We start from the raw sequence: 13,450 nt of genomic DNA, 5'->3' as shown, positions 1-13,450 counted from the left end.
TTTCTATAATCAATCGTTCAGTTCTCTTTTGATGAAGGAAGGGGCATCTTCCTTCTGTAATCCAAGAGTTTGGATGGATCCGTGGTTTTTGTACTTGATGGTGACGGTGTACGAACTGGTCATAGGATCGTATACAAGATCATCCATGATAGATTCGATCTGTTCCGCATCTTTCACTTCGATTCCCTTATTTTCTTTCTTTAACTGGAGGACCGCCTCTTCCACCGGTTGAGAGAAAGGATCGGTGTAATCAACTGGCTGCGTCACATACATCCATTCGATATCAGATGCCGTCATCTTAAGATCTTCTAAGTATCCTTTATCCTCAAGCCATGCAATAAACTTCTTATCGCTCTTTTTAACGCCGGTATTTGCCCATTTGTCTTTGGACATGAGGAATTCAACATTATAAAGATTGATTTTGTCACGGTTTTCAAAGGAATCATTGTACGTTTCTTCTTTCAGGATATCGATGGCTTCCTTGATATCTGCGGGGTCTGCTACGGTGATGGCAGGTTTATTCCCCATCTCGTTATAAATGGTGAGTTTGTCGACTTTATCTGAGTCCACACCAAAAAGTTGTTGTGTTTTTTCTTTATAATTCTTGCTTTCATAAAGAGAAGCATACTGAGATTTCACATCATCAATATCGATCAGGTAATTCCGTACGATTTTGCTGCCGTCTTTCATCTTGTAATAAAGAAAGATCTGTTCGTTTTTCTCAGTTACTTCCTTCTTAGAACTCTGATGTTCCACAATCGCTTCATGAAGATCCAGGACGGCTTCAATCGCTTTCGGATCATTCATAAAAGGATCTTTAATCAGATTGTCAGGGTTGTCCGTCAGGGAATAATAGCTCTGACTGACATGAACCTCCTCTACATCTGCCAATTCGGGCACTTTCTGCTCATAGTGAAACAGGTCGAATTGAATGATGAACCCGAGAAGGGCAATGACGATGGCAAATCCTGCGTATCCCTTCCATCGACGGAATACTCTCCAATGTTTCTGCAAGATCATTTCACCGATGTAGTACCCGATGAGTGAACCGAAGAAATATCCGAATAAGGTCCAGCCATCAGACTGATAAATGCCTTCGAAGTACATCCCGCCGACCAGCATGAAGCAGAAGGAGATACCATATTTAAACAACGGTCTCAAGAAAGGATAGACAATCGCCTGGGAGGCAGCCTCCACTTTTCTCATTTTGTATAACACATATGAGAAACCATAGAATACGAGAGTGATCAAGGTGAATAACAAGACATCTGTACCGGACAGGAGATCGTTCTCAAGATAGACCGTTTTGATGAGTGGGGAGTATTTCTCGATTTGTACATTGAAGAAATAGTCCTCGGGAAATCCGAATAATAGATTTTTCAAACTATAGCAAACAAGCATAAACATTCCTGCAGGCAATAGGAGGAGAATATATGTCAATGCACCCTGCACGGCAGTCAGTCCCGTTATCATCGCAACGAAGGTAGAGGCTGTGAACAGGAGCATACTCATGAGTACCGTAATGCCGCACCATGTGAAAATATCCTGAACCCCTATATATTGCTGAAGATCCGTGAATGAATAAAGGGAAAGTAATATCACGGTATTCAGTACAACCGGAAGGATGAGGATCCCAAACCCCGTCCCGGTAAAATGGAAAAACAATGTTCTGCGAGTGATCGGCAGGCTGTGGATAAAGTCCCCAGCCTGTTTCACATGCAGATAACGAAATAGAAATAAGGAGAGAATGACCGGGATGATCAGCAACAATCCTATTTGGATCGGGTATTGCATTTTAAACAGATTTTCATAAATCGCAATCGGGTACGATTGAGGATCCCTGGATAATTGTCCGATGATGTCGACAGGTAGAGAAAACAGAAGTCCGGTAAAGTAGACGATGCCGACCCATCCAACATTCCGCAGGCTTTGAACGATGATTTCCTTATTGATCCATGATGTTTTGGATGGCATATCCGACGTCCTCCATTTCATAAACAAAAATTTCTTCTAGTGTCAGGGGCAATAAGTCGAAAATGACCGGGTGGTAGGACTGAATCAAGCTCCTCACCCGCTGCTCGTCGCCGCGGACGATACAGAGGGACACGCTTCCTCTTGTTTCGTTATGCAGAATGTCAAGATCACTAAAGAGCTGCTCAGGGATATCCCCCTTGAATGCCAGCTGTACTTTGTGGATGCCGGACTTTAAATCATCGAGTTCCTTCTCCAGCAAAAATTCCCCTCCATGCAAAATCCCGATATGGTCACAAATATCTTCCACTTCCCGGAGATTGTGAGAAGAGATGATGATGGTCATGTCCCGGTTGGCCACTTCTGAAATCAGTACGCTTTTGGCTTTTTTCCTGACAACGGGATCAAGGCCGTCCATCGGTTCATCCAGGATCAGCACATTGGGTTGAGTGGCCAGGGCCAAGATGAAAGCCGCCTGCCGCTGCACACCTTTAGAGAATTTATGAAGGTTTTTGTGAGGATCAATCCCGAATAATTTACTCAATGATTGAAAGCGATCCTCATCCCAACGGCTATAAGTGTTCTGATAGAAACGAGCCATTTGAGTCAATGAGTAATGAGCAAAGAAAAACGGTTGATCAGGAATGAAAAACAAGGTTTCCTTCGTCGGGATATTTTCATAGACGGGCTGGGCGTTCACTGACACCTCTCCGCTTTCAGGCTTCAACACTCCCGCAATAGTCTTCAACAAAGTGGTCTTTCCTGCACCGTTCGATCCAAGCAGACCATAGATCGAAGCTTTTTGAACAGAGAAAGAGATGTCATGTAAGATTTTTGTGCCTTCAAAGGCTTTATTTATGGATTTAATCTCGATCATCAGTTTGATTACCCCCAACCGTTGCCTCGATTTCTGCAATCATCTGTTTTAAGTCTTCCGTTGTGATCCCCAAGTAAAGGGCTTCAGACAAAAGTTTAGACAACTCTTCTTTTACTTTCATGATTTTCTCCGCGTTTTGAATGTGACTTGAAGGATTAACAAAGCTACCCCGTCCTTTCACAGAATAAATGAATCGTTGAGATTCCAGTTCCCTGTAGGCTTTTTGGATTGTGTTTGGATTTATGGTCAGTTGCTGTGCCAGGGCACGAACGGAAGGCAATTGTTCATCCGGCTTCAGCACTTCATTAATGATTAATTCTTTTAGCTTTTCGACTAATTGTTCATAGATGGGTTTACGACTTCTTAAATCAAGCTCAAACATATCCACCCTCCCGACTGTATGTAGTGTACTACGTGTCTTAATACAGTTAAAGTATATAACAAGTTCTGCCAGTTTGGGAAGGGGGAAATGAAAATATTTTAACAGGAATAAGTTTAGTGATATTTAGTATTCGCTGACCATAAAATGGAATTTATGTTAGCATATAGGCATATCTAAAGAAAAAAGGGGATTGTTATGGACGGACGTGAACCGGTTTTGTCGATCAGGGATTTGAAGAAGAATTTTGGGAGTAAGGAAGTGTTGAAGGGTGTCCGGCTGGATGTGTATGAAGGACAGATCATCGGCTATATAGGTCCGAATGGTGCCGGGAAAAGTACGACGGTCAAAATCATCCTTGGCCTTGAAGAAGGGTACTCGGGCCAGGTGACGCTCTTTGGTAAAGATATATCTGATAGTTCCGTAGAATATAAGAAACGGATTGGCTATGTGCCTGAGATGGCAGATCTTTATGATAACCTCACGGCAGAAGAGTACCTCACATTCATGGGGGAACTATATGGAATGGAACAAAAAAAGGCGGGGGAGAAAGCGGAGAGACTCATCGGATTGTTTGGACTTTCAGAAGTGTATGAGTCAAGGATTGCCTCTTATTCAAAAGGGATGAAGCAGAAGATTCTGATCATCTCGAGTTTATTACATAATCCCGATGTTTTATTTTTGGACGAGCCCATCAATGGATTGGACGCCAACTCGGTCATGATTTTTAAAGAGCTCCTCGCCCAGCTTGCCGCTGAGGGGAAAACCATCTTCTACTCCTCTCACATCATGGATGTGGTAGAGAAGATCAGCAACCGGATCGTTCTTTTGCATAACGGGCAAATCGTGGCGGATGGAAGTTTTGAAGAATTGAAGAATCAGAATATGGAAGGATCACTGGAGGAAATCTTCAACCAATTAACCGGATTCAATGAGCATAAAGAAACGGCAGCGGAAATTGTTTCTGTTGTGCAAGAGGCGTAGGGGGGATGAAGGAATTTCGTACCCTTTTGTTTCTGGATTGGTTTCAAGGATTGATTACGAGGCTTGGATTCGATTACAGGTTGTTGAGAAGAATCCTTCAAGTCAAGCTGACGATGGATCAAAGACGTGTGCCTACGATATTCCAACAGCAAGGCAGGAAGAAAGGGAAGGATGAAAATCGTTTCATTAAATCCCTCTGGGTGTATGCGTTGTTTGGATTATTCGTCATCCCTTTCATTGTGATGGGAGATCAATATATCTTTCAGATGAGCATCACCTTTACCGTGCTCATCTTCATCGTCATGACATCAATGATTTCAGATTTCTCAGTCGTCATACTGGATATCCGGGATCATACGATTCTCTTTACCAAGCCTGTTGAAAGGAAAACCATCAGCCTGGCTAAAACACTTCACGTATTTATTTATCTGTTTTTCCTGACGGGCTCCCTGACCGCCATTCCACTGGTCGTCGGCTTAATCAATCAGGGTCTTTCCTTCTTTATTATTTTCCTGACAGGGATCATCCTGATGAATATCTTCATCGTTGTGTTTACGGCCATGCTCTATTATTTCATCCTCCAATACTTTGATGGGGAAAAACTGAAGGATATCATCAACTATGTGCAGATCGGTTTATCCATTGGACTTGCAGTGGGATATCAGGTTGTGGCGCGTTCCTTTGAATTTGTGGATTTGACGGTTTCGTTTACAACGGATTGGTGGAATATCTTTCTGCCTCCCATCTGGTTCGGGGCTCCGTTTGAATGGTTCCTGAACGGTAATCACGAGACCATGATCCTGGTTCTTTCATGTACAGCTGTACTGGTTCCATTCCTGGCTCTTATCGTTTATGTGAAAGCATTGCCGACCTTTGAGAAGAATCTTCAGAAGTTATCCTCCCATGGCGGTAAGAAGAAGAAAGCCCGTTTCCGGTTGGGGGATGGACTCATGAAGGTATTGTCCAAGTCGAATGAAGAGCGGGCATTTTACCGGTTCGCCCATTATATGATGAAAAATGAAAGGGAGTTTAAGCTGAAGGTGTATCCCGCCCTTGGGTTTGCCATCATCATGCCGTTCATTTTCATCTTCAATGGATTGATGGATGGGACGAGGGAAGATCTCCTGACTTCAAGCATGTACCTATCGATCTATTCAAGCTTCATCGTTATACCGACAGTCGTGATGATGCTCAGTTATTCAGGGAAATACAAGGGGTCCTGGATATATAAAGTAGCGCCTGTCTCAGGCAGGGCGGCTATCTACAAAGGGACATTGAAGGCTTTTCTAATGAAACTGTTCCTTCCGTTGTATTCCATCATAAGCATTGTCTTCATCATTCTGTTTGGGTACCGTGTGATCCCTGAAATCATCATCGTCTTTGTCAGTGCCTGTATATTCTCCGTCATTTGTCTGAGCCTAATGAGGGGGACACTGCCATTTACAGAAAGTTTCGAAGGTGTCCAGCAAAGTGACAGCTGGAAGGTGCTGCCCTTCTATCTCATCGTGGGGGTCTTCTTTGGCCTCCATTACCTTGCCCTGCAGATTCCATTCGGTATCCCGGGCTACCTCATCCTTCTGTTCGTCTTGAACCTTATTTTATGGAAAACAGCCATAAGGGACGAATAGGAAGCACGTTCCTGTCTTTAAGGCAGGGGCGTTTTTTTTGTATAGTCTTTAGATAAAGATGGAAAGTATAAACGATACATACACCATTTGAAGCGAATGACATATACATAGAAAAATGATGGGCTCTGGTAAATAGGTAGTATGACATTTCCTTTGACAAAGAAAGTTTCCTTGATGCAAGATGGTAGTATTCAAAATGTTTGATCGGAGGAGAGTGGTTCGTATGTTCATAGACTGGTTAAGTGGATTTAACCCCACGATGCAGGCGCTGTTCGGCGGTCTGGTGACATGGGGGCTGACGGCCCTTGGAGCGGCTACGGTGTTTTTCTTTACGAAAATTGAAAAGCATACGTTGAATATGATGCTCGGGTTTGCCGCAGGAGTCATGATAGCGGCATCGTTCTGGTCACTGCTTGCGCCTTCAATAGAGTTCAGTGAGCAGAACGGGCAGATTCCCTGGCTTGCCCCTGCGATTGGCTTTTTACTTGGAGGCATATTTATTAGACTTTTAGATTTTGTCGTACCGCATTTACATTTGGGCAATGAATCGGAAGATGCGGAAGGACCTCCAACTAAATTCAAGAAATCGACCTTATTATTCCTTGCGATCACCCTCCATAATATTCCGGAAGGTCTTGCCATCGGGGTTGCCTTCGGTGCTGCCTCACTCGGTCTCGGGGATGCAACATTAGTGGGGGCCATTGGCCTTGCCATTGGAATCGGGATCCAGAATATGCCTGAAGGGGCTGCTCTTTCCATCCCGCTAAGGGGAGAGGGGCTGTCCCGTTTGAAATCCTTCCATTACGGTCAGCTATCAGCCATTGTAGAGCCGATAGCCGCTGTGATCGGGGCTGCTGCAGTCTTGATGGTGCAGCCCCTCCTGCCCTATGCCCTTGCTTTCGCGGCAGGAGCGATGATATTCGTCGTCGTCGAAGAACTGATTCCTGAGTCACAATCTTCAGGGAGTACGGACTTGGCTACATTGGGACTGATGCTCGGGTTCGTCGTGATGATGATTCTGGACGTCTCCCTGGGCTGATCGAAAAGAAGGCATGCGTCCAAAGCGCATGCCTTTTCTCTTCCATAAACTAGTATAATGGATGGGGGAGGGGATGTGTATGAAGGTTGGTCTCATAAGGCATTTTAAAGTAACGAGGGGCTATCCGGCTTCATATGTAACGAGTGATGAGCTGATGAAGTGGGTGGAAGAGTATGATGCCTCGGACGTAGAGGGCAATGAAGTTGATCTTAAAGATATTGATTGGGAAGGCTGCTACTCCAGTGACTTATCCAGGGCACAAATAACGGCTGAAGCGGTTTATGAAGGAGAAATCACCTTTCTAAAGGAACTGAGGGAAATCAGATTATCTCCCATCTTCCGGTCTGACAGGAAGATGCCGCTCTTTCTTCATATGGCATCCATCAGGCTCGCCTGGTGGTTCAACCATCGTTCCCAGCCTGAAAGCAAGCGGGAAATCGAAGAGAGGATCCGTGTGGTGGTCGATCGGGTCGTCCATGAAGGGAAGGATGTACTCATCGTAGGTCATGGAGGAATCATGATATTCATGAGGAAAGAATTACGAAAGCGGGGATTTACCGGACCGTCGTTCAGGAGACCCTCCAACGGAAAGGTGTACGTTTATCAAGGCGGGACAGGGTGATCATTTACCCAAACCATACAATTATAGAAGAAGGGAGGCCGTAAAATGGAAGAAGTTCATACACTAAAAGCCATCCATGAAAAGCTGGAAGCTGAGAAACTGCTACTGCTATACATATCAAGGCCCGATTGTTCTGTTTGTCACGCACTCCTGCCACAGGTGGAAGAGATGTTGAAGGATTTCAAATCTGTGAGGTCCATCCATGCCGATGCAGAAGAAATCCCGGAAATGGCAGGGGAGTTTTCCATTTTCACCGTTCCAGTCATCATCGTATTTGTAGACGGCAAGGAGATGTTCAGAAAAGCACGCTTCGTTCCAATCGACGAACTCCACAGCCAAATTTCCCGTCTTACTGAGATGTTAGACAACTAAACAAACGTTTGATTAGTACGCGAAAACGTTGGTTGGTCTGGCCTGGATGGGTTAAACAGTTGTTTAAGGCAAAGAATGAAACAAATAGTGACCAACTGGAAGAGCTGTTATCATAATGGCTCTTTTTTTGTTTGAATGAAAATTTTTCCTGAGGATTTGAAACCAAAGCGGTTACGGTAACGACTAATAGATACAGTAAAAGGGGGGATGACTTTGAATGAGGGTCAATACCAATTAGAAGAGCTTTATGAAAAGTTCTTTCATGATGTCTATCAGTACTTATTGTATTTTACAAATAATTCATCTGAAGCAGAGGATTTAACGCAGGATACATTTATGAGAGTGTTCAAAAGTTATCAAAGCTTCAAAAATCAATCCTCTTTGAAAACATGGATCATCTCCATCGCCAAACGAACAGCCATCGACCATTACCGGAAGAAAAAGCTTATCTCCCTTCTCCCTGACGTCCTTTTAAATATACGTAAAAGTGAGGATGGCCTGCCGGAAGAGGAGATGGAGAAGAATGAAGAGTGGGAAATGGTTCAAGCTGCCCTTTCAAAGCTGAAACCCGATTATCGGAATGTTGTCATTTTAAGGGGGTTAAGGGAATACTCGGTCAAGGAAACAGCGGAGATCCTCGATTGGAAGCCTTCGAAGGTGAAGGTGGATTATCACAGGGCACTAAATCTGTTGAAAAAATCATTAGGAAATTCCAGTGAAAAGGCGGTGCAGGTATATGAACGAAAAATTCAATGATGACTTCTTGCAATCTTTGAAAAAACGACCAGACCTTGCTCCGCGAAAAGAGTTTAAGCAAGAGTTGAAAACCAAACTATTGAATGAAATGAGTGACACGGAAAAGAGCAGGGGGAAAATGAGAAGTTTGGTTCCGAATATACTGGCAGCAGCTTTTATATTGGCGGGGGTGTTTTTGACCTTTGAACTGATAGGGATCGGAAGGGACGGTCAAAATGCTTCCCGGGAGCAAGACAGCATAGAGCAGGTAGAGCCAACCTCACAGGAACCGACTGAGCTGGATGAATCCACAGCCGACAAACTGATCGGAGAAGCGTTCTCTCGATATGATCATATCCTTAACGATGAAGGGACCGGCGAAACCTTTATATTTGAAGGAAAACCTTACCGGTATATGAGTGGAGAATTGGATTCAAAAGAAAAAGTGATCCGTTATCTATCAGAAAGTTTTACGCCTGATGCTGCGGAGAAACTCATCGGGGATCTTCCTTTCATTACGTTCAAAGGAAAATTAGCGCAGCCTGATGTATCATATGAACCTGGGCAGTTGTGGACAGCCACTACGGCAATCAAAGTGAGGACTTCAGAAACGATGAGTGATGTGACATACGAAATACCGGTTTCAGAAGGTTACCAGAAAGCAAGTGTTCAAACTTTCAGATTGCTTTATGATGATGGATGGAAGTTTAGTGTGGTGATGCCATTTTCTTTTAGAAAAGTGGAAAAGGTGGAAACAGATAGTCGCTCCCCATTCACGCTGACACAGGAAGAAAAGGACGCCTATCAGGAGTTCTCCGAAGATCCAACAGAAGTCCATTTGAAAGGACTGTCACCCATCAGTCTAGCCAAACTATATGTCCAGGCATCGCTGGACGAACGATACGACCTTGTTTATGAAATGTACACGGACAGACCGGATTATATACGATGGACAAAAGAAGAAGACGAGGAAATACCGAAAACGGACAGGGGTACAAAAGAAAATATCCTCAATACCTTCAAAGGAATCGAAAATGGTGAATTTATTCAAACAAGCGATATCGATGGCTATATCAAGTATGATAACGTCGGTGAAGGCACCATGGGCTTTCAGATGATAAAAGATGAAGACGGCTATTGGAGCGTAGGCTTCATGCCTACTCAGTAGACAATTTAGTTTAGTTTAAATTGAATAGAGCACAACACTCGCTTATGAAATAGGAACAAGAAATAAATAAAGATAAAAGAGCTGCTGAAAATGGGTATTTTGACACACACCATTAGAGTAGCTCTTTTGTCATGGTTCAGTGAATAGGTATATAATAGAGAGTATAAGAGTATAGTAGTTATGAGAAATGAAAGGGGGCTTGATGAATGATCAGATTGTCCAGGACAAAGAAAGTCATGTTACTCTGTTTCGCAATCATCCTCATAATAGTAGCCAACCGGATTTCAACTGTACAACATCTGACAGCAAGAATCGCCACCAACCTGTATGTGAGCCTGAAATACCAGGACCTTGACCTTGAATACCAAAACGTCGAATTCTCACCCCAGTTCGGAGATTATTCTGTAGCGTATAAGGACAAAGATGGAAAGGTATATGGATTCATGGTAACCCCTAAGTCAATGCCCGTCATCATCCTTCATGATCCTCTAAGAGAGACACCTTAATGCTTTTCAAATATCATTCTTCATGTATAATGAACCTTAACAACTTTATAAACGGTACCACAAGGGGAGCGAAAGCTGAGAGTGAACAATCTGTTCTGACCCTCTGAACCTGTTAGTTAGGACTAGCGTAGGGATGTGGAAAATAGGCAGCATTGTGCTTATTTCGATTGTTCCATTCTCCCTCCTTATGGTTTCGTTTCAGTTCATAAGGAGGATTTTTTTATGAAAAACACACGACTTGTCGTATTGCTTGAAGCTTCATTGATGGCGGCTTTTGCGGTCATTCTCGATTTGCTGCCTTCTATTAAGCTATCACCGAGTATCTCGATTTCGATTGCCATGGTTCCGATCTTTCTATTATCTTATCGAAGAGGGTGGAGAGCCGGACTGATAGGAGGCTTTTTATGGGGGATCCTGCAGATTGCCCTCGGGGATGCCTGGATTGCGACCCCGGTCCAAATGGTGATTGAGTATTTCATCGCTTTTGCTTTTATCGGTTTTGCCGGGATGTTTGCCGGGAAAATCCAAAGCGCATTGGGAAGCGGACAACGGCCCAGAGCGTTCTTCTGGGTAGTACTGGCAACATTCGCAGGAAGCCTTGCCCGTTACTTCTGGCATTTCATCGCCGGCTTCGTGTTCTTTGCGGAGTATGCACCGGATGAGATGTCCCCGCTGCTATTTTCTCTTATAGTAAATGGGATCACCATGTTGGGGTCGGCAGTTTTATGCTCCGTTGTGATGGTGATCATCGTCAATATCGCACCAAGATTGATCAAAGTGCAGTCGCATCAACAGGAAATCAGCCGAAAGGCATCATAAAGGAACGAAAGACCGGCCTGTCTCAGGGCCGGTCTTTATACTGTCAATACATCTCAAGACTTAGCGCAAATTACCTCTGCGGATTCTGTTCGTATAAGAAGGTCTCTTCTATACTGAAGATACAAGCTTACAGGAGTGATTCACATGACGGAATGGTTGATAAATATAGCAGAAGAATGGGGGATATGGGGTGTACTGTTTTCTCTATTGATTGAAGGGAGTGCTTTTCCTTTTATTGGGACGTTCTTTATCGTAACAATGGGATTCATCCTCCACCTGACGTGGCTGCAAATGGTGTTCATATCTTTAGCGGGAAGTCTCCTATACACAGTGGGAAGCTATGTTCCTTACTATATCAGTTTAAGACTGGGAGATAAGATAGAAGAAAGGCTTAAGCCCCAGAAACTTGAGAAGCTCCGAACAGCCCGGAAAAAATTCAATCGATACGGTGTTTGGAGCGTGGCGATTGCAAGCCCGCTTCATATAGGGAATGTCATCCCGTTCCTTGCAGGTATGGCGAGAATGGATGTGAAGGCGTATTCCCTTCTTACCATGCTCGGTATTGCGCCATCCACTTTTCTGTTTTTGACTATTGGGAAATTATATGACGGGGAAAAAGAAGTGATCCTTGAAGTGATCGAAAACTACCAAATGGTTGTCCTCATAGGGTTTATGGGGATGACGGGTGCGTACATAATATATAAAAGAAAGATAAAAAGGGGGTCCCTGCCACCAAACAACCCATCGGAACATAAAGCATTCCAGGAGAGAGAGGAACGTTAATGATGATTGAACCTGCCTTCTTTCCAACCCTCAAGATTAAATCTAAGGAAAATCCCCCCGTTCCTCATTGCTTACACCTCTGCTTTCCTATAAACTAGACCTATTCAAAAAATAGTACGTGTGGAGAGATCGTATGGAAGCAAAAATGATAAGAAGATATGACATTATGGAGGTCAGCCTGCTGGCGGGGAAAATCATGCTGCAAAGCGGGGCGGAGACGTATCGCGTCGAGGACACGATGATGCGCATCGCCGCTTCTTATGGGATATCGGAATCGCATAGCTATGTGACCCCCACTGGGATCATCTTCTCGATTGAAACGTCGGAACCGACCAAAACGAAGCTGATCCGAATTAATGAAAGGTCTACGGATCTAGAGAAAGTGACCCTCGTGAACAGCATCTCAAGGCAAATCAGTAAAGGGCATTTGACCCTTGAAGAAGCATACAATGCACTTGAAAAGCTGGATCAGTCCGATCTATCTTATTCCTTCCTGATTCAAGTGGCTGCGGCTGCGATTGCAAGTGGTTGTTTTCTCATCATGTTCCAGGGGATGTGGAAGGACTTCATCCCTGCTCTGATTACGGGAGGCGTCGGATTTACGAGCCTGATTTATTTACACCGCCTCGTTCCTATAAAGTTCTTCGCAGAGTTTCTTGCTTCCTTTATCATTGGCATGGTGTCCTACGGATTTGTCCAGCTCGGTATCGGACAGGAATTGGATAAGATCATCATTGGATCCGTGATGCCCCTTGTTCCCGGTCTCCTGATCACCAATGCGGTCCGGGACTTGATGGCGGGTCATCTCGTTTCGGGTCTGTCAAAGGGCGCAGAAGCTTTTTTAACGGCATTTGCCATCGGGACGGGCATTGCTGTCGTGTTTACATTAACGTAAAGTGAGATTGGAGTGAAAAGGGAATGCACATCATCGAACAATTAGTGACCAGCTTCATTTCCGCCGCTGCATTCGGGATTATCTTCAATGCTCCAAAGCAGTCCCTTTTCAAATGCGGAATTGTCGGGATGCTGGGCTGGATCATTTACATACTCATGAGTTTAAATGAAGCCGACACCGTTCTTGCCACGCTGCTTGCCTCCTTTGTGGTGGCTGTGGTGAGTCAGGTATTTGCGAAGATGTACAAAACCCCGGTCATCATCTTCTCTGTTGCCGGGATCATCCCCCTCGTACCCGGGGGCCTGGCGTACGATGCCATGAGAAATTTCGTCCAAAATGATTACAATGCCGCCATCAACCTGGCAGCCAAAGCCTTTATGATCTCCGGTTCCATTGCCATCGGGCTCATATTTTCGGAAGTCATCAACCAGGTCATCCGAAATGCGCGCCTGAACGCCAGTGCACGGAGGATGAGATAGAGGGACGGACCTTACTCTTCGGAGGTCTTGGTTTGAGAAGCTTAATAAAGGTCGATGAATCACATATATAAAGAAGAGACCGCGCAATTGTCGCGGTCTCTTTTTGAATCCATATTTGGGAGCACGGCCGGTGCTTCCAACTACCACCCTGCATAAAAAAACGATATGATGATACATATAAATAATGGCAGAT

Annotated in this window: 15 protein-coding genes and 1 riboswitch; of the genes, 12 read left to right on the top strand and 3 right to left on the bottom strand. The window is 44.3% G+C overall.

Going from position 1 to position 13,450, the window contains the following annotated elements; genetic code table 11:
* Window positions 1–9 precede the first annotated feature (9 nt).
* From N5C46_RS12625 to N5C46_RS12615, 3 genes are read right to left on the bottom strand one after another with little or no spacing between them, the layout of a single operon-like run.
* Window positions 10–1,974, bottom strand: coding sequence for a DUF6449 domain-containing protein (locus N5C46_RS12625; protein WP_261748957.1), 1,965 nt, complete (start codon window positions 1,972–1,974; stop codon window positions 10–12).
* Window positions 1,946–2,848 (bottom strand): ABC transporter ATP-binding protein, encoded by a 903-nt coding sequence (locus N5C46_RS12620; protein ID WP_261748956.1) that lies wholly within the window; start codon window positions 2,846–2,848, stop codon window positions 1,946–1,948. The genes N5C46_RS12625 and N5C46_RS12620 overlap by 29 nt, the downstream gene beginning before the upstream one ends.
* Window positions 2,835–3,230, bottom strand: coding sequence for a GntR family transcriptional regulator (locus tag N5C46_RS12615; protein ID WP_159361106.1), 396 nt, complete (start codon window positions 3,228–3,230; stop codon window positions 2,835–2,837). The genes N5C46_RS12620 and N5C46_RS12615 overlap by 14 nt, the downstream gene beginning before the upstream one ends.
* 195 nt (window positions 3,231–3,425) lie before the next feature.
* Between N5C46_RS12615 and N5C46_RS12610 the strand changes: the two genes are divergently transcribed.
* From N5C46_RS12610 to N5C46_RS12555, 12 genes are all read left to right on the top strand, one after another.
* A complete protein-coding gene (locus tag N5C46_RS12610; protein ID WP_261748955.1) occupies window positions 3,426–4,211 on the top strand; it encodes an ABC transporter ATP-binding protein in 786 nt (261 codons plus the stop codon).
* A 5-nt stretch (window positions 4,212–4,216) separates the two neighbouring features.
* Window positions 4,217–5,839, top strand: coding sequence for a hypothetical protein (locus N5C46_RS12605; protein ID WP_261748954.1), 1,623 nt, complete (start codon window positions 4,217–4,219; stop codon window positions 5,837–5,839).
* Between the two features lie 223 nt (window positions 5,840–6,062).
* Window positions 6,063–6,878: a ZIP family metal transporter gene (locus N5C46_RS12600; protein ID WP_261748953.1), complete on the top strand. Its 816-nt coding sequence runs from the start codon at window positions 6,063–6,065 to the stop codon at window positions 6,876–6,878.
* A 79-nt stretch (window positions 6,879–6,957) separates the two neighbouring features.
* Entirely contained in the window at window positions 6,958–7,500 is a 543-nt protein-coding gene (locus N5C46_RS12595; protein ID WP_261748952.1) for a histidine phosphatase family protein, read from the top strand.
* A gap of 45 nt (window positions 7,501–7,545) precedes the next feature.
* Entirely contained in the window at window positions 7,546–7,872 is a 327-nt protein-coding gene (locus N5C46_RS12590; protein WP_261748951.1) for a thioredoxin family protein, read from the top strand.
* A gap of 207 nt (window positions 7,873–8,079) precedes the next feature.
* Entirely contained in the window at window positions 8,080–8,628 is a 549-nt protein-coding gene (locus N5C46_RS12585) for an RNA polymerase sigma factor (RefSeq protein WP_261748950.1), read from the top strand.
* Window positions 8,609–9,775, top strand: a complete 1,167-nt coding sequence (locus N5C46_RS12580; protein ID WP_261748949.1) for a DL-endopeptidase inhibitor IseA family protein — start codon at window positions 8,609–8,611, stop codon at window positions 9,773–9,775. Before N5C46_RS12585 ends, N5C46_RS12580 begins: the two co-directional genes overlap by 20 nt.
* Before the next feature lie 206 nt (window positions 9,776–9,981).
* The gene (locus N5C46_RS12575) at window positions 9,982–10,281 is read left to right on the top strand and encodes a hypothetical protein (RefSeq protein ID WP_034760911.1); all 300 of its coding nucleotides are present in this window, start codon (window positions 9,982–9,984) and stop codon (window positions 10,279–10,281) included.
* A gap of 52 nt (window positions 10,282–10,333) precedes the next feature.
* Window positions 10,334–10,432, top strand: a riboswitch (TPP riboswitch).
* Between the two features lie 71 nt (window positions 10,433–10,503).
* The gene (gene thiT / locus N5C46_RS12570) at window positions 10,504–11,100 is read left to right on the top strand and encodes an energy-coupled thiamine transporter ThiT (protein ID WP_261748948.1); all 597 of its coding nucleotides are present in this window, start codon (window positions 10,504–10,506) and stop codon (window positions 11,098–11,100) included.
* Window positions 11,101–11,244: 144 nt separating this feature from the next.
* On the top strand, window positions 11,245–11,883 hold the full coding sequence (locus N5C46_RS12565; protein WP_261748947.1) for a DedA family protein: 639 nt from the start codon (window positions 11,245–11,247) through the stop codon (window positions 11,881–11,883).
* Between the two features lie 133 nt (window positions 11,884–12,016).
* A complete protein-coding gene (locus N5C46_RS12560; protein WP_261748946.1) occupies window positions 12,017–12,778 on the top strand; it encodes a threonine/serine exporter family protein in 762 nt (253 codons plus the stop codon).
* A 23-nt stretch (window positions 12,779–12,801) separates the two neighbouring features.
* A complete protein-coding gene (locus N5C46_RS12555) occupies window positions 12,802–13,257 on the top strand; it encodes a threonine/serine exporter family protein (RefSeq protein ID WP_034760918.1) in 456 nt (151 codons plus the stop codon).
* The last annotated feature ends 193 nt before the right edge of the window (window positions 13,258–13,450 follow it).

This window comes from Rossellomorea vietnamensis (genome assembly GCF_025398035.1).
Classification (GTDB): domain Bacteria; phylum Bacillota; class Bacilli; order Bacillales; family Bacillaceae_B; genus Rossellomorea; species Rossellomorea vietnamensis_B.
This window is presented reverse-complemented; position numbering and strand designations above follow the sequence as displayed.